Here is a 17,125-nt window from a genome sequence, read left to right on the forward strand (position 1 = left end):
TTCCTAATTAACGGAGGGTGGCGATGGCGGGCGGCGGCAAGCGGTTGACCCTGTTCCTGAGCTTCACTCTGGTCGTCGGCGGCGTGGCGTTCGTGCCGAGACTGCTCGCCGGCCCCGCCGACGACCGGGTCGCCACCACCGCCGGCGGCCCGGCGGTGACCGTGCGCGCGGTCGACGAGGCCGGAAGACCGCTGGGCGAGCAGATCGTGTCGCTCGGCAACGGGCCGGCGATGGCGGTCGCCCAGGCGCCGGGGCACATCGCCGAGCCGGTGCTCCTCGGCCTGGAGGACGCCGGCAAGACGGTCGACGTCCGACTGCTCTCCGACGACGGCGGCAAGCGGTTCGTGGTGAACTCGGCCGGCGACGTGATGTTCGGCCGGCGCTTCCAGAGCGGCGGCGACTCGGGCCCGCAGATCCCGGCCGGCGACGCCGCGGCCGGCGCGCGGGCGGTGGTCAACGCGGTCGCGCCGGCGTTCCGGATGGCCGACCTGAGCACGGTGAACCTGGAGACGGTGGTGAGCTCGGCGGCGCCGAGCGCGGCGTACCCGAAGAAGCGGTTCATCCTGGAGTCGCCGCCGGCCAGTGTGGACGCGCTGTTGGCGCTGGGCGTCACCGTGCCGCTGCTGGCCAACAACCACACCCGAGACTTCCTCGACAGCGGCGTCGCCGACACGAGCAAGGCCCTTGCCGACGCCGGCTTGCCGGTGGTCGGCACGGCCGTAGGCGACGAGCCGGAGAAGCCGTTCCAGACCACCGTGCACGGCACCGGCGTCGCCGTGCTGGGCTACACCAGCGTCGACGGCTCGTACGTCAACGACTCGTACCCCAAGACCGGTGCGCCGACCGGCGACGACGACGCCTGGCAGTACCAGCCGCGGACCTGGGGCTACGGCAAGATCCCCACCGCGGACCGGACGATCGGCCAGGCCTGGGCGGCGTACGAGCGGCTGTCCAGGGCCGAGCAGGCCGCCGCCTGGCAGTCGCTGACCCGGACGTACCCGGAGATCCAGGACTGGGTGGCCCGCCGCGGCCACGCCGGCGCGGCCCGCTGGGACAACAGGGCGACGCCGGCCCAGATCCACACCGTCGCCGCGCAGTCCAGGCTGACGATCGTCGAGCTGCACAGCGGCTTCCAGTTCCAGACCGCGTCGGCCGAGGAGACCAGGGAGATGGCGCGGGCGGCGATCGACGCCGGCGCGGGCATCGTGATCTGCCACCACCCCCATGTGTTGCAGGGCTTCGAGTGGTACAAGGGCCACCTGATCGCCTACAGCCTGGGCAATTTCGTGTTCGACCAGGACTTCCTGTCCACCTTCTCGTCCGCGTACCTGCGCACGGTGTGGGACGGCGACCGGCTGGTGGAGGCCCGGCTGGTGCCGGTGGAGATCGACGGCTACCGGCCCGAACTCGCGACGGGCCAGGCGGCGCGGCGGACCGTCAACGGCGTCCGGGAGGACAGTCAGCGGTCGGCGCAGACGATCCGCGCTGCCAACGGGGCCGTGCTGACCGTGCCGATCACCCGGGATCCCGACACGAAGCCGGCGCGGTTCCACGCCGAGCACGGCACGGCGCTGATCACTGCCGATCCGTCGAAACCGACGCCCGTCACGGTCGCCGTCGGCCCGCACACCGACACGAGGATCGGGTTCGACGGCCTGATCGATCCCCGCCAGTCGAACCCGGACATCTCCGTCGGACGGGACCTGTTCGGCTGGGGCAGCTTCGAGGACCAGACCGTCGACGGCAGGTTGGCCGGGGACACGCACTGGGGCACCGCCGTCGCCGACATCACCGACGGCTACCTGCACATCGGCAGCGCCGGCGGCCAGGAGAAGCTGGACCGCCCCGTGGCCCGGATCGCCCTGCCCCGGCACCGGGAGGAGGCTGCCGACGGCACACCGCTCGACCCGGAGCCGACGTACACGATCAAGGCGAAGGTCCGTACGACCGGCAACGCCACCGCGCTGTTCCGGCTGACGCCGTACCACTTCGACGATTCCGACCCGACCGAGGACCCGCAGTCCACGCCGCTGCGTGACGTCGACAAATCGACGGTGGTGCCGTCGGACGGCCAGTGGCACGAGGTCTCGTTCGACGTACAGCTCGGCGCCGACGGCAACATGGTGCTGCCGCATCTGGGCATCGCCGCCGGCCGCGCCGGCTCGGTGGCCGAGCAGAGCGTCGACTTCGACGACGTGTCCTTTGTGGAGTGGCGACCGGCCGCCGGCGTGCCGGACGAGCCCGGCGCCTACGACTTCGTCCGCAACGCCGGAGCGCAGCCGGTCGCCCTCTCCTTCACCGGCTATGCCTCCTAGGCGGCGTCGAGCGCGGCCATCTCCTCGACCGTCAGCTTGACGTCGACGGCGGTGGCCGAGTCCTGGATGCTCGACGGCCGGGAGGCGCCGGGGATCGGCACGACCACCGGCGACTTGGCCAGCATCCAGGCCAGCGTCAGCACGTGCGGGCTGACGCCCTTGTCGGCGGCCACGGCCGCGAACGGCGCGAACCGGTTGCCCAGTTCCGCCGCGCGGGAGATGCCGCCGAACGGGCTCCATGGCAGGAAGGCGATGCCCATCTCGTCGCACAGCTCCAGCTCCGGCTCGCTGGACCGGAAGGCCGGCGAGAACTGGTTCTGTACGGAGACCAGCCGGCCGCCGAGGATCTCGTCGGCCAGCCGGATCTGCTCGGGGTTGGCGTTGGAGATGCCGGCGTACCGGATCTTGCCGGCGTCCAGCAGGTCCCGGATGGCGCCGACGGAGTCGGCGTAGTCCACGGTCGGGTCCGGCCGGTGGAACTGGTAGAGGCCGATGGCGTCCACGCCGAGCCGCTTGAGCGAGGCGTCGGCGGCCTGCTTGAGGTACTCGGGCCGGCCGTCGACCGTCCAGCTGCCGTCGCCGGGCCGCAGGTGGCCGCCCTTGGTGGCGATCAGCACGTCGGAGGTGTCGCCGCCCCAGCTATGGACGGCCTGGGCGATCAGCGTCTCGTTGTGGCCGGTCTCGGGGCCGCCCAGCGAGTAGGCGTCGGCGGTGTCGAAGAAGGTGATGCCCGCGTCGAGGGCGGCATGCACGGTGGCGATGCTGCGCGCCTCGTCCGGCCGCCCCTCGATGGACATCGGCATGCCGCCGAGCCCGATCGCGCTGACCTGGGCGTCGCCGATGCGGCGAGTCTGCATCGTGGTCCTTTCGTCGATTGCGGTGTTGACCTGGCTCTACCCTGCTGGCACGGTATTAATCTGTCCAACAGAAGAAAGTGATCCGCTCAATCATCGAGGATGCTCAATCGTGGAGCTGCGTCAGCTCGAGTACTTCGTGGCGGTCGCCGAGGAGTGCCACTTCACCCGCGCCGCCCAGCGCATGCACGTCGCGCAGTCCGGGCTGTCGGCGTCGATCCGCGCGCTGGAGCGGGAGCTCGGCGCGGCGCTGTTCCTGCGCAGCACCCGTCAGGTCGAGCTGACCGAGGCGGGCCGGGCGCTGCTGGTCGAGGCCCGGCGCGCGCTGACCAACGTGGCCGCGGCCAAGGACGCGGTCGCCGCGGTGCAGGGCCTGCTGCGCGGCCGGCTGGCCGTCGGCACGCTGCAATGTCTGTGCACAGTGGACCTGCCGGATCTTCTTTCTCGATTCAGCCGGGCGCATCCGGGCGTGGAGATCCAGCTCCGCCACGACAGCTCCGGCGCGCTGGTCGAGCAGGTCCGCGCCGGTCGGCTGGACGTCGCCTTCGTGACGAGGCCCCCGCGCATCCCGGACGAGGTGACGGTCGTGCCGCTGGACCGGATGCCGATGATGCTGGCCTGCGGCCCCGAGCACCCGTTCGCCCGGCGGGACAGCGTCGACCTGCGGGAACTCGACGGCGTGGCGTTCGTCGACTACCACCCCGACTGGGGCACCCGCGACACCGTGGACCGGCTGCTCGCCGCCAACCACGTGGACCGGCACGTGGCGCTGGAGGTCAACGACGTGCACTCGCTGCTCGACCTGGTCGCCAACGGCCTGGGCGTGGCCATCCTGCCCAGCAACTTCGTGCACAAGGGATCCCGGGCGCGGTTCGTGCCGCTCACCGGGCCGGCGCCGGTCTGGGAGACCGCGATCGTCACGCCGGCGTCGACCGGTGCAGCCGCCGGCGTGCTCTTGGACATGGTTGCGCCACAGGGCCGACTCCAGCCTGTGTGATTGGCCTCAAGCTGTCACCATGTCCGCCGAACGAGTGGTCCACTGGAGCGCTTCGCGGGCGGCGTCGGGGGGAGGAACCCATGGCACCTGGTTTTCACAGTGAAGGCGGCAACGCCGCCTGGCACCGGGTGTCGGCGTCCAGCAGGGAGAAAACGTGACGTTAGACGCCCGGCCTGCCCGGTCGTATGCTCGCCACCGGTCCTACTCGGGTGGGGAGCAAGCGCCGAGGACGAGAGGTGGCCGCGTGGAGCGCCCGGAGATCGACCTGCGCAGCGCGAGCGTGGCCAGGATCTTTGACTACTACCTGGGTGGCGCGCACAACTTTGCCGTCGACCGGGAGCTCGCGGACGCCGCCGCCCGGCTGATGCCCGAGTTGCCGCGGATGACCCAGCTGCACCGCGGCTTCCTCGCGCGCGCCCTGAACCACCTCGTCGACCAGGGCGTCACTCAGTTCCTCGACCTGGGCTCGGGCCTGCCCACCGTGGGCGGCTCCGCGGAGGTCGCGCGCCGGCTGGACCCGTCGAGTCGAGTGGTGCACGTGGACATCGACCCGGCGGTGATCGCGCACGGCAAGCACCTGCTGGACTCCGCCGACACCACGATGGTGCTGGGCGACATGACCGAGCCGGACGCGGTGCTGGACCATCCGGAGACCCGACGGTTGCTCGACCTGGACCGGCCGGTCGGCCTGCTGATGGTCGGCGTGCTCGATTTCGTCGGCGACGACGTCGATCTGGCCAAGGTGATGGCCCGCTACCGGGAGCGGATCGCGCCCGGCAGCCACGTGGTGCTCACCCACTACGCCGGTGCCGGCGACGAGGACTACTTCCGCACCAGGCAGCTCTACCGGGACCACACCATCGATTTCCACCCCAGGAGCGGGCCGGAGGTGACCGAGTTGTTAGCCGGCTACGAACTGGCGGAACCTGGAGTGGTGGACGTGTCGATGTGGCGTCCGGAGGCGGTGGAGGACCTGGATGGAGAGCCCGAGCGCAGTGCCGTCCACGTCGCGGTGGGGCGCCGGCCATGACCGGATGGACCAGGCAGGACATTCCCCGGGCGCGGTCGGCCGTGACTGAGCCCGTCGCCGCCGGCATGGAGTCCTTCGCGCAGGCGTGGGCCTCGGCGATCATCGGCACCAGCTACGTGCCGATGACCAAGGCCGAGGTCGTCGACCACCTGCGCGGGCTGACCGAGCTGCTGGTGGAGGCGCTGCTCGCGGACACCTTCCGCACCTCGGCCGCGCACGAGGTGGGCATCCGGCTGGTGGAGGCCCACTTCACCGGCACCGAGACGCTGGACCGCACCATCCAGCTGATGGGCGACGAGCTGCTCACCGAGCTGGGCCGGGACACCGAGCCGCACCTGCGCTCCCGGATCGCGGCCCTGCAGGGCTCGCTGTCCGCCGGCTACGCGCAGAGCCTGCGGGAGCGCACCTTGGACGAGCAGGAGGCGATCCGGGAGGCCGTGCTGGACGCCCGCGACCACGCCGAGGCGGCGCTGCGGGCCAGCGAGGCCCGGTTCCGCGCGGTGTTCGCGGAGGCCGCGATCGGCATGGGCATCTCCGACACCGACGGCAACATCCTGGAGGTCAACCAGTCCCTGCAGGACATGCTCGGCTACCCGGCGTCGGAGCTGCGGCAGCGCAATCTCCGGTCGCTGATGCACCCGGCCGACGCGGAGAGCGTGTGGGGCTTCTACGAGCAGCTGCTGCACGGGGAGCGGGACCACTTCCGGGTGGAGAAGCGCTTCAACCGCCGCGACGGCGAGGCGGTCTGGACGCACCTGACCATTTCTCTGGTTCGCGACGACGACGGCCAGCCCGCCTACCAGGTGGCGATGGTCGAGGACGTCACCGACCGGCACCTGCTCCAGAACCGGCTGCGCTACCAGGCGCTGCACGACCCGCTGACCACGCTGCCCAACCGGGCGCTCTTCCTGGAGCGGCTGAGCAAGGCGTTCGACGGGGCCGCCGGCACCCGGATCGGCCTGTGCTACCTGGACCTCGACGGCTTCAAGGTGATCAACGACAGCCTCGGCCACGACATCGGCGACCAGCTGCTGGTCGCGGTGGCCAACCGGCTGGACGAGTCGGTGGCCGGCGACGGCCGGCTGGTGGCCCGGATGGGCGGCGACGAGTTCGTCATCCTGATCGAGGGCTCGAGCGGCACGCAGTCCATTGTGGACATCGCCGACCGGGTGCTGTACTCGCTGACCGGCCCGATCCGCATCGACGGCCACGAGCTGTCGGTGTCGGCCAGCATCGGCCTGGTGGAGCGGGAGATCAACGGCACCACCTCGGCCGACCTGATGCGCGACGCCGACATCACGCTGTACTGGGCCAAGGCCGACGGCAAGAGCCGGTGGGCGCTCTACGACCCGGAGCGCAACGCCCGCGAGGTCGCCCGGTTCACGCTGTCCGCGACCATGCCGGCGGCGCTGGAGAACGACGAGTTCTACGTCGACTACCAGCCGCTGGTCCGGTTGGAGGACAGCAAGGTGCTCGGCGTGGAGGCGCTGGTCCGCTGGCAGCACCCGGAGTTCGGGCGGCTCGCGCCGGACCGGTTCATCGAGCTGGCCGAGGAGACCGGCCTGATCGTGCCGCTGGGCCGGTGGGTGCTGCGCCAGGCGTGCCGGCAGGCCCGGCGCTGGCTGGACGCCTTCGGCGACGCGACGCCGTTCGTCAGCGTGAACCTGGCGGTGCGGCAGTCCCGGGATCCGGCGCTGGTCAACGACGTCAAGTCGATCCTGGAGGAGTTCGCGCTGCCGCCGCACCTGTTGCAGCTCGAGCTCACCGAGAGCGCGATCATGGGCACCGCCGACGAGCCGCTGGAGGCGCTGCGCCAACTGTCCGGCATGGGCGTGCGGATCGCCATCGACGACTTCGGCACCGGGTACTCGAATCTGGCCTACCTCAAGCATCTTCCGGTGCACGAGCTGAAGATCGCCGGCTCGTTCATGGAGGGCATGCGGGCGGCCGACGGCGCCGACCCGGTGGACGCCAAGATCGTCAGCACCCTGGTGTCGCTGGCCCACGCGCTGGGGCTGACCGTGACCGCGGAGGGCGTGGAGACGCCGTCCCAGGCCGAGCGGCTGCGCAAGATCGGCTGTGACTCCGGTCAGGGCTGGCTGTTCGCTCGGCCGGGACGGCCGGATCAGATCGAGGTCCTGTTCTGACCCAGGAAGTCGACCACCGCCTGCCACGCGGCGTGCTGCGCGGCGACGGTGGCCTCGGGCGTGCCGCCCAGGGCCAGGCGCACGCCCGGGCCGTCCTCGGCGGTCTCGGTCATCGGGCGGTCCGGCGGCACGCAGATGCCGTGCCCCGCCTCGGGAAACCGCAGATGGCGGCCGTCCCGTAGCCGCCGCAGGGCGATGTCGCTCATGGCCTCGGCGGGGAACTGCCGATCGTCGCCGGCGGAGATCAGCAGCGCCGGGCCCTGGATCCGTTCCACGGCAATGGTTGCCGCGTGGAGGCGGTCCCCGTCGCGCATGCCCTGCTCGAAGGCGGGGCGCAGGGCCACGGGTTCACCGTTCTGCAGTTGGCGGCGCATCTCGGGCGTGACGGGGTTGGCGATGAACGGGAGCGGCTCGCCGCGCCAGGTGAATGGCGCGACCTCGGTGCTCAACATGTGCAGGAAGTCGCCGTTGCCGTCGATACCCTGCGGGAGTATGCCGCCGCCCGCAATGCTCACCACCGCCGACACCTTCTCCGGGTACGTCGAGCCGATCAGCAGCGCCGCCACGCCGCCGAAGGATCCGCCCATGACGGCGGATCGCTTGCCACGCACCGATTCGTGCTCGGCCATGAACGCAAGCGCCGTGCCGAAGTACTCCAGCGGCACGTCGATCAGGTGCTCGGGGACGCCCGGCAAGCCGAAGTAGGCCAGCGCCAGTACGGAAAACCCGTGCTGCGACAGCAGTTCGGCGTCGCGTTCGTGCAGGCCGCCGCCGGAACCGCCGAGCAGCACCACGCCGGGTGCGGGGATGTCGTCGGGGGTGAACAGGGTGCCGACCAGTCCGTCGGTGCGAACCGTGATCCGTGTGGTCATGGCTCACAAGCCTGGACATGCGGGACTCCCAGTGTCCAAGCGGAAGTGGGCCAGATCACATCGCCAGCTCGATGGCCACCTTGATGTCGTCGTCGGACCGGGTGAGGGCCTCGGTCCAGCGGCTCAGCGGCACCCGGCGGGTGATCAGCCGGCGCAGCCAGTCCTGGTCGGCCCGCGCCAGCGCGGCCGCCGCCTGTCGGTAGTGCTCCGGCGCCGAGTTCACGCTGCCGACGACCGCCGCGTTGCCGAACACCAGCGTGTCGTTGAGGTTACCCGGCGAGAGCGGGGTCTGGGCGTCCGAAGTGGACAGACCGAGCAGCACGGCGACGGCGTTGCGGCGCAGCTTCAGCACGGACTCGAACATCAGCGGCCCGACGCCGGTGCACTCGATCACCACGTCCGCCGCCGGCACCGTCGCCAGCTCGCGGTGATACGTCGCGCCGAGGCCCCGCACAAGATCCGGCTTCACGCCCGTGGCGACCCGGTCCAGCACGTGAACCTCGATCCCGCGCTGCACGCCGAGCATCGCCGCCAGCAGCCCGATCGGCCCGGCCCCGGTGATCAGCGCGATCGCCGGCGTGGAGAACGTGCGTCCGCCGACGATGTCGACCTGGTCCCACGCCTTCGCCACGATCGACGTCGGCTCGGTCAGCACGCCGCAGTCGCCAACCGCCGGATCCAGCCGCACCGCGTACTCGGCCGGCACTGCCCAACGTTGCGACCCGAAGCCGTCCAGATGGCTGACGCCACGCTCGGTGTAGTCGCCGTTGAGGCAGAAGTCCGACCTGCCGGCCGCGCAAGGCTTGCACGGCAAGGGATCCGGCCGACGGACCATGCCCGCGACCAGATCGCCCGGCTCGAAGCCGCTGCCGGCAGGAGCGGTCAACACCCGGCCCAGCGACTCGTGGAACAACACCATCCGGTCCCGGCCCGGCGGCAGCGAGTCGATCCGGCCGTTGATGATCTCCAGGTCCGTGTGGCAGAGCCCGACCAGCAACCCCTCGACGAGCAGCTCCCCGTCCAGCGCGGCGGGTTCCGGCCACTCCGACACGCGGAGGTCGTCCGGCCGACCCGGGGTGACGGTCGCGGCCCTCACCGCCGGCTCGCCTCGTGCCGGCCGGCCTGGTCGCCGTAGAGGATCGCCGCGCTGTTGACCAGCGCCAGGTGGCTGAACGCCTGCGGGAAGTTGCCGGTGAACCGGCGGGCGTCGTGGTCGTACTCCTCGGCCAGCAGCCCGACATCGTTGGCCAGCGCGACAAGCCGCTCGAACATGGCCTCCGCGTCCTGGCGCCGGCCGCACAGCGCCAGCGCGTCGACGAACCAGAACGAGCAGGCCAGGAACGAGCCCTCGTGTCCGCTCAGACCATCCACGGAGGACTCACCGGCGGTGGTCGTGTAGCGGTCCACGAGGTCGCCGTGCTTGAGCTGCCGCTCGATGGCGGTGACGGTCGCCTGCACGCGGGGATCGTTGCCCGGCAGGAAACCCACCGCCGGGATGAGCAGCGTCGCCGCGTCGAGGTCGGTGCCGCCGTAGTACTGCGTGAAGGCCCCGACCTCGTCGTTCCAGCCCTTCGCCAGCACCTCCGCGTGCACGGCGTCGCGCAGCTCGCGCCAGCGGTCCACCGGCCCGGGCAGGCCGTCCTCCTCCACCGCCCGCACGGCCCGGTCGAACGCCACCCAGATCATCACCCGCGAGTGCGTGAAGTGCCGGTCCGGGCCGCGAACCTCCCACAGCCCGCGGTCCGGCTGCTCCCAGATCAGCTCCAGGTGCCGCAACAGACCCCGTTGCAGCGCCCAGGATTCCGCGCTCTCGGTGACGCCACGCTCGCGCGCCAGGTGCAGGGCGTCCATCACCTCGCCGTAGACGTCGAGCTGGAGCTGGTCGAAGGCCGCGTTGCCGACCCGCACCGGCTTGGCGCCGTGATACCCGGGCAGCCAGCCGACCTCCCACTCCAGCAGGTGCCGCTCGCCGTCGATGGCGTACATGATCTGGAGGTCGGCCGGATCGCCGGCGACCGCGCGCAGCAGCCACGACCGCCAGGCCAGCGCCTCCTGGGTGCAGCCGAAGCTGTCGAACGCCAGCAGGGTCAGCGTCGCGTCCCGCAGCCAGCAGTAGCGGTAGTCCCAGTTCCGTTCCCCGCCAAGGGCTTCCGGTAGCGACGTGGTCGGTGCGGCGACGATGCCGCCGGTCGGCGCGTACGTCAACGCCTTCAGCGTGGCCAGCGAGCGCCGCAGCGCCTCCTGGTGCGGCCCCTCGTACGAGATCCGCGCCTGCCACTCGTGCCAGAACCGCTCGGTGCGGGCGATCTCCGCGTACGGGTCGACGGCCGGGTTCGGGTCGTCCGGGGTGGTGGTGAACTCCATGGTCCACGCCAGCCGCTGGCCCTCCGCGACGGTGAACACCGCCTCGTGCGCCCGCTCGTGGTGCACCCGGTACGGCAGCCGATCTCCGCGCAGCACAACGGCATGCGGCCCGGCCACCGCCAGGATGTGGTCCTGCTCGCCAACGCGGACCCGCCGCACCCACGGCGTCGAGTCGCCGTAGGCGAACCGCACCACCCAGCGCAGCCGCATCTCGACCTCGCCGGACACGCCCTCCACGGTCCGCACCAGCTTCGGCTCGTCCATGCCGCCGTCGGCGTGCGGCGGCATCGCGTCCACGACCCGCACCACGCCGTCTTGCGTCTCGAACTCGGTCTCCAGCACCAGGGTGGTGTCCCGGTACCGCCGCCGGACCGAGGTGACCGGCGCGGTCGGCGCGAGCAGCCACCGCCCGGCGCCGTCGTCGCCGAGCAGGCGGCCGAAGCAGGACGGCGAGTCGAAGCGGGGCAGGCACAGCCAGTCCACCGAGCCGTCCAGCCCGACCAGCGCCGCCGACCGGAGGTCGGACAGCAGGGCGTAGTCCTCGATGCGACCGGGAAGGTCCTGTTGGGCAGCCACGCCCCGACCCTAACCCTGGGGGACCCCCGCGGCCGCCAGCAACGCCTCGGCCGGGATGAGCGCGCCGGGCCGGTGGCCGGGATTGATCAGCAGCGGGCAGCCGGAGAGCCTGGTGACCAGCTCGCGGCCGGCGATGGCGCGCGCGTGCGGCCACGCCTCCGGCACGAACCGGGCCGAGGTGCAGGCGGCCACCAGGATCTGGCCGGTGGTCTGGTCCTGGAAGCCGGCGAGCTCGCGGTCGTCCGGGCCCTTGGCGTACACCAGCAGGGTCGCGTTGAGCACGCCGTCGAGCACCGAGGACTCGGGCTCATAGCCGGTGCGAGCCTGCTGCATGGCCCGCTCCAACTGGGTCTCCGGCTCGGGCATGCCGGCCGAGACCGGGGACGGCCGCCAGTTCGGGTTGGGTTCGAAGCGGTCGTCGATGTCGCCGTGCTCGTTCACCCGGAACGAGCCGACGAACCCCCACGGGGGCACGTCGTCGCCCGGCCGGAAGGCCGGGTCCAGGATGTGCAGCCAGGTGTTCGGGTTCGCCTTGGCGTTGTCGCGCATGTCCTGCGTGATCGTCAGCAGGTGTGTGTTCGGTGTTGACAAGGTGGGTTCGCCCCTTGGTATAGCCGTTCGGGCGCTTCACCCTCTCATAACACCGAGGGCGCAACGAACCACTCTTTGTAACCAACATGGGTGACCTTTCCCCGACACCCTTGGATGCGGGAAAGGCCACCCACGGGCCCTACCTCGGCGCCGCCGCGACCGTCCTGGCCGCCACGTTCACGCCCGCGACCTGCACGTTCGGCGTCGCGCCGCCCAGTTCTGCGGTCCGGTAGTCGGCCTGAACCGTCACGGTTTCCCCTGGCCAGATCGTGACATAGTCGTCACTCCAGGTGACCGGCGCGACCTCGTCGCCGGAGGCGCCCTTGCGGACCGTCGCCCGCAGGAAGAACGCCACCTTGGTGCCGTTGTTGGTCAGCTTCACCGACGTCGTCGAGCGGTCGCCGCTGGTCGTGGTCGACGCGCTGACGTCCACCTTGCCGGCGCCCAGGTTCTGCAGCCCGGACAGGTCGGCGTAGCCGGTCTGGGGCGTGTCGTACCAGGTGGACTTGCCGTAGTCCATGGTGTCCGCCTTGGTGGACAGCCAGTACACGTTGCGGTCCACCACCTTGCCGCCGGAGTCCTTGAGCAGCAGCCGCACGAAGTACGTGCTCGACAGGCCGCTCGGCGAGGCGATCCGGGGCAGGCTGGTGGACCCGTTCGCCTTGGCGGTGACGCCGGTCTGCGTGGTGTCCGACTTGACCGTGCCGTCGGTGTTGAAGATCGTCGTCTGCACGGACAGACCCGACTGCGCCGACAGTCCGGTGTTCACCAGCGCCACCGTGCTGTCGTCGTAGGAGTACTGGACGTGCAGCGGCCGCAGCGCCGTCTTGGCCCCGAAGTACGAGCCGCTGGGCTGCATCGAGTAGTCGTAGAGGTGCCAGTACAGCGTCGGCCACGGGTTGTTCAGCATCCAGTAGATGACGCCGGTGGCCGGCTTGCCGCTTTTGGACTGGTTGCGCCCGAACGCCTCGAACTGCGCCCGGTTCACCTCGTAGTTGGTCAGCTGCGCCTTGGCCACGAAGTCGTCCAGGCTCTTCGGCGTGCCGTAGCGCTTGCCCAGCGCGGTCAGGAACGACCCCAGCTTGGAGAACTCGGCGCTGGGCGAGAGGTGGTACTGCGCCTTGGTCCCGTTCTGCCACAGGTCGGAGAGTTCCTGCGGGGACAGGTACTTCTTCAGCGCGTCGGCGTCCGGGACGGTCGGGCCGGGGCCGACCTCGGAGGCGAAGCCGAACGCGCCGCCGAGCTGGCTGCCGTACCAGTAGTTCGGCGGGATCCACCAGTACGGGCCGTCCATCTTGTTGCCGGACGCGCCGGTCACCGGGCTCGATGCCTTGGCCGCGCTCGAGATGATCGGGGCCTGCCAGTCGGAGACCTTCAGGCCGTCCAGGTAGTCCTTCTCCACCGCGGCCGGCGGCGCGGTGTCGCTGCCGATGTAGAAGCCCAGCACGCTGGGGTGGTTGCGCAGCCGCAGGCCCTCGGTGACCGCGGACGCGTTGGCAACGGTGTGGTCCGCGGCCTTCCAGCTGCCGTAGCTCTGCCAGTACGAGCAGCACTCCCAGCCCGGCATCACCATGATGCCCAGCTTGTCGGCCAGCTCGTAGAACTCGTCGTTCTCCTCCTTGCCCTCCAGGCGGATCGTGTTCAGCCCGAGGTCGCGCACGTAGTCCAGCTGGTCGGTCAGCTTCTGCTGGTCGTAGCGTAGGAACAGGTCCGAGGCCCAGCCGCCGCCGCGCACCAGGAACGGCTTGCCGTTCACGGTGAACGCCATGCCGCCGTCCTTCATCGACGACTTCACGTCGCGCACGCCGAAGTCGGTGGCGGCGCTGTCGGAGACCTTGCCGTCCACCGACGCGGTCAGCGCCAGGTGGTACATCGGCTGGTCGCCCATCTCGTACGGCCACCAGACCTTGGGATTGGCCAGGTGCTGGGCGATGCTGACGGTCTTGGTCTGGTTGGCGGCCAGCGTCACCTGCTGGCTGAACGCGGCGTCGACCGTGCCGGCGACCGTGGTGGTGACGGAGGCGTTGGTGTTGTTGGTGACCTCCGCCTTGATCGTCAGATCGGCGCTGCGGAGGTCGGCCGCCAGCGACGTGACGACGCGCGTGTTGCGGACGGTCACCGCGCCGGTCTCGGCCAGCTGCACGTCCCGCCAGATGCCCATGTTGTTGTCCGGCGGCAGCTGGGTCCAGTCCACCCAGGAGATCGACAGCTGCTTCTTCGGGTCCGCCGGCGAGGCCTTGACGGCCAGCGCGTTCGTTCCGGACTTGATCGTCCCGGTGACGTCGAACTCGTGCGACGGGTAGGCGCCGGTGTCGGTGACGCCGATCCTGGTGCCGTTGAGCCAGATCTCCGAGCCGCCGATGATGCCGTTGTCCAGCCGCAGGAACGTGTGCGTACCGGCGGCCGGGCTGGCGGTGAACGTCTCCCGGTACCACCACGGCACCGTGAAGTCGGACTTGTTGACGTTCTTGAGGTTCGTCGAGTAGTTGAGGTCGCCGTACTTGCCGGCCGAGATCAGACCGCCCATGACGGTGGAGCGGGCCGGCACCGACGTCCATGAGCTGTCGTCATACGTCGGCGAGGACAGCGTGCCGCCGGCCTGGGTCGCCGTCTTGCTGGACTGGAGCTTCCAGCCCGGCACCGTGACGACCTGGCCGGGCGCGGCGGGCGCGGCGACTCTCGGGGGCACGCTGGCGTCGGAGATGCCGGCCGGCACGACAAGAGCCATGCCCAGCGCGGCCACGAGCCAGGGAACCTGGCTTCGGCGAAGCATGAACCGCCTCCTCACAGGGTCGGGGGCGGCGGCGGAATAGTAAAGAAGGTTTCCTTAAGAAACGTTTACCCGCAATGCTCCAAACGGTCGTAACGCTACGGTGAGTGTGTGCCGTCGACGGTGGACCCCCGTGACCTGATGGCCGCCGTCGAGGCGGTGCTGCCGTGGCTGGACGGCGCCGCGCAGGCGCCTGACCGGCCGGTACTCGCCGCGGCGGTGAAGCTCAGCCTGCGCACCCTGGCCCAGGACGCGCCCGGCAAGAGCGTCGAGGTGCGGGTGCCGCCCTATGCCGCCGTGCAGTGCGTCCAGGGTGTGCGCCACACTCGGGGCACGCCGCCGAACGTGATCGAGATGGACGCCCGCACCTGGCTCGAACTGGCCACGGGGCGACTGAGCTGGGCGGACGCTGTCGCTGGTGATCGGGTGGCTGCCTCCGGTAGCCGCGCGGACCTGTCCGGGCTGCTGCCCCTGCTGCGCGCGGGGTCGTGACCGCCCCTTTACCATCGGCTGGGCGGCAAGTAACATTCATGCGTGTCCGTTTTCGCACGTACGAACGATCTCGGACGAATTGTCCGGGTCGTGGACCGGTGACGGCGATGCGCAGGCTCGCGCTGATCGCCACCGGGGTCCTCGCGTGCCTCGGACTCGTCGCCGTGGCCACCGCGTTCGTCTGGGGCGTCACCCCGCGCGAGTGGGACGGCAACCTCGACTTCACCGTCGCCCAGCTGTGCCGGCCCGACGACGGCAAGCCCGCGTGCGCGCTGCTCCAGCAGGAGCCGGCCTCGCCGGGGCAGGCGCCGCTGACCGATGTCGACCGGATCAGCATCGAGGCGTGGAACCTGCCCGCCGGAATCCGCGTCGGTGATCTTGTGCTGTGCCACGTGCACCAGCAGGACGCGGCCATCGACAGCGCCGACACCGTGACGAGGGTGGACGGCTGTCACTCGTAAGTGTGTGGCTTGTGCCACTTGAGCCGGTCTCGGACACCCTCCGTTGGCCTGTGCGCCACTTACACTGAAGGCGGTCCGACGCCGTCACTAGGGAGTTCTCGGTGCCCACCGACCGGTCAGTGCCCGACTCTGTGTCCGACGACAACGAGCGCGAACCGCGTGAGGAATGCGGCGTCTTCGGGGTCTGGGCCCCAGGCGAAGACGTGGCCAAGCTCACCTACTACGGGCTCTACGCCCTCCAGCACCGCGGGCAGGAGGCGGCCGGCATCTCGGTCGCCGACGGGAAGCAGATCGTGGTGTTCAAGGATCTCGGCCTGGTCAGCCAGGTCTTCGACGAGCAGATCCTGTCCTCGCTGCACGGCCACCTGGCCGTCGGCCACTGCCGCTACTCCACCACCGGCTCCACCACGTGGGAGAACGCGCAGCCGGTGTTCCGCACCACCGCCACCGGCAGCGGCCTGTCCCTGGGCCACAACGGAAACCTGGTCAACACCGCCGAACTCCTGGTGCGCGCCAAGGAAGCCGGCGTGGACATGCGCGGCGGCGCCACCACCGACTCCGACCTGATGTCCGGCCTGCTCGCGGCGGCCGCCGCCGACAAGGGCCTGGAGCAGGCGGCGATCGAGTTACTGCCCACCCTGCGTGGCGCGTTCTGCCTCGTCTGGTCCGACGAGAACACCCTGTACGCGGCCCGCGACCCGCAGGGTGTGCGCCCGCTGGTGCTCGGCCGGCTCGAACGCGGCTGGGTCGTCGCCAGCGAGACCGCGGCGCTGGACATCGTCGGCGCGTCCTTCGTCCGCGAGGTGGAGCCCGGCGAGCTGCTGGCCATCGACGCCGAGGGGCTGCGGTCCTCCCGGTTCGCCAACCCCGAGCCCAAGGGCTGCATCTTCGAGTACGTCTACCTGGCCCGGCCCGACACCACCATCAGCGGCCGGTCCGTGCACGCCACCCGGGTCGACATCGGCCGCCGGCTGGCCGCCGAGCACCCCGTCGAGGCCGACCTGGTCATCCCGGTGCCCGAGTCCGGCACCCCCGCCGCCATCGGCTACGCCCAGGCGTCCGGCATTCCGTACGGGTCGGGCCTGGTCAAGAACGCCTATGTCGGGCGGACCTTCATCCAGCCGTCGCAGACCATCCGGCAGCTGGGCATCCGCCTCAAGCTCAACCCGCTGCGGGACGTCATCCGCGGCAAGCGGCTCGTCGTCGTCGACGACTCCATCGTGCGCGGCAACACGCAGCGGGCGCTGGTGCGCATGCTGCGGGAGGCCGGCGCCATCGAGGTGCACGTCCGGATCGCCTCGCCGCCCGTGCGCTGGCCCTGCTTCTACGGCATCGACTTCGCCTCCCGGGCCGAGCTGATCGCCAACGGGCTGGACTTCGACGGCATCCGCCGGTCCATCGGCGCCGACTCGCTCGGCTACGTGTCGCTCGAGGCCCTGGTGGCCGCCAGCGAGCAGCCCAAGACCCGGCTGTGCAGCGCCTGCTTCGACGGGGAGTACCCGATCCCGCTGCCCGAGGACGCCATGATCGGCAAGCACCTGCTGGAGGGCATCGAGGCCAAGGCCGTGTCGGGCTCCGCCGCACCCGTGCTCGCCAACGGGTACGGTGCCGAAGACGCCCTGCGTCGTCCCTGATCGCCCTACTACTAGACGGAGC

The 17,125-nt window shown here is 70.7% G+C and carries 13 protein-coding genes; 7 read left to right on the forward strand and 6 right to left on the reverse strand.

The features are described 5' to 3' along the window. Window positions 1-23: 23 nt before the first annotated feature. Window positions 24-2,315 (forward strand): CapA family protein, encoded by a 2,292-nt coding sequence (locus tag BCF44_RS00540; protein WP_116172079.1) that lies wholly within the window; start codon window positions 24-26, stop codon window positions 2,313-2,315. Here BCF44_RS00540 and BCF44_RS00545 read toward each other — a convergent pair. Next, window positions 2,312-3,172 carry an aldo/keto reductase gene (locus tag BCF44_RS00545; protein WP_116172080.1) on the reverse strand — a complete coding sequence of 287 codons (861 nt, stop codon included), beginning with the start codon at window positions 3,170-3,172 and terminating at the stop codon, window positions 2,312-2,314. The two genes, BCF44_RS00540 and BCF44_RS00545, sit on opposite strands and share 4 nt — an antisense overlap. Window positions 3,173-3,281: 109 nt before the next feature. On the opposite strand from BCF44_RS00545, the gene BCF44_RS00550 reads away from it, so the two are divergent. The 3 genes from BCF44_RS00550 to BCF44_RS00560 all read left to right on the forward strand — a co-directional run bounded on the left by BCF44_RS00550 (window position 3,282) and on the right by BCF44_RS00560 (window position 7,343). After that, window positions 3,282-4,166, forward strand: coding sequence for a LysR family transcriptional regulator (locus BCF44_RS00550; protein WP_116172081.1), 885 nt, complete (start codon window positions 3,282-3,284; stop codon window positions 4,164-4,166). A gap of 244 nt (window positions 4,167-4,410) precedes the next feature. Beyond that, on the forward strand, window positions 4,411-5,196 hold the full coding sequence (locus BCF44_RS00555) for an SAM-dependent methyltransferase (RefSeq protein ID WP_170217276.1): 786 nt from the start codon (window positions 4,411-4,413) through the stop codon (window positions 5,194-5,196). Between the two features lie 41 nt (window positions 5,197-5,237). Continuing rightward, window positions 5,238-7,343, forward strand: coding sequence for a putative bifunctional diguanylate cyclase/phosphodiesterase (locus BCF44_RS00560; RefSeq protein WP_246014757.1), 2,106 nt, complete (start codon window positions 5,238-5,240; stop codon window positions 7,341-7,343). On the opposite strand, the gene BCF44_RS00565 is transcribed toward BCF44_RS00560, so the two are convergent. From BCF44_RS00565 to BCF44_RS00585, 5 genes are all read right to left on the reverse strand, one after another. Beyond that, on the reverse strand, window positions 7,322-8,215 hold the full coding sequence (locus BCF44_RS00565; protein ID WP_116172083.1) for an acyl-CoA thioester hydrolase/BAAT C-terminal domain-containing protein: 894 nt from the start codon (window positions 8,213-8,215) through the stop codon (window positions 7,322-7,324). The genes BCF44_RS00560 and BCF44_RS00565 overlap by 22 nt on opposite strands. Window positions 8,216-8,270: 55 nt before the next feature. After that, window positions 8,271-9,311: an alcohol dehydrogenase catalytic domain-containing protein gene (locus tag BCF44_RS00570; RefSeq protein ID WP_116172084.1), complete on the reverse strand. Its 1,041-nt coding sequence runs from the start codon at window positions 9,309-9,311 to the stop codon at window positions 8,271-8,273. Next, entirely contained in the window at window positions 9,308-11,155 is a 1,848-nt protein-coding gene (locus BCF44_RS00575; RefSeq protein ID WP_116172085.1) for a glycoside hydrolase family 15 protein, read from the reverse strand. Before BCF44_RS00575 ends, BCF44_RS00570 begins: the two co-directional genes overlap by 4 nt. 9 nt (window positions 11,156-11,164) lie before the next feature. Further along, complete coding sequence (locus tag BCF44_RS00580; RefSeq protein ID WP_147328339.1) at window positions 11,165-11,746, reverse strand: type VII secretion system-associated protein; 582 nt, start codon at window positions 11,744-11,746, stop codon at window positions 11,165-11,167. A gap of 139 nt (window positions 11,747-11,885) precedes the next feature. Then, window positions 11,886-14,519 (reverse strand): glycoside hydrolase family 2 protein, encoded by a 2,634-nt coding sequence (locus tag BCF44_RS00585; protein WP_116172087.1) that lies wholly within the window; start codon window positions 14,517-14,519, stop codon window positions 11,886-11,888. 138 nt (window positions 14,520-14,657) lie between these two features. On the opposite strand from BCF44_RS00585, the gene BCF44_RS00590 reads away from it, so the two are divergent. The 3 genes from BCF44_RS00590 (at window position 14,658) to purF (ending at window position 17,103) form a co-directional block, all read left to right on the forward strand. Next, window positions 14,658-15,008 carry a sterol carrier family protein gene (locus tag BCF44_RS00590; protein WP_116172088.1) on the forward strand — a complete coding sequence of 117 codons (351 nt, stop codon included), beginning with the start codon at window positions 14,658-14,660 and terminating at the stop codon, window positions 15,006-15,008. A gap of 107 nt (window positions 15,009-15,115) precedes the next feature. Further along, window positions 15,116-15,469, forward strand: coding sequence for a hypothetical protein (locus tag BCF44_RS00595; protein WP_147328340.1), 354 nt, complete (start codon window positions 15,116-15,118; stop codon window positions 15,467-15,469). A 119-nt stretch (window positions 15,470-15,588) separates the two neighbouring features. Next, on the forward strand, window positions 15,589-17,103 hold the full coding sequence (purF, locus tag BCF44_RS00600) for an amidophosphoribosyltransferase (RefSeq protein ID WP_116172090.1): 1,515 nt from the start codon (window positions 15,589-15,591) through the stop codon (window positions 17,101-17,103). Window positions 17,104-17,125 lie beyond the last annotated feature (22 nt).

It is taken from the genome of Kutzneria buriramensis (genome assembly GCF_003387475.1).
Taxonomy (GTDB): domain Bacteria; phylum Actinomycetota; class Actinomycetes; order Mycobacteriales; family Pseudonocardiaceae; genus Kutzneria; species Kutzneria buriramensis.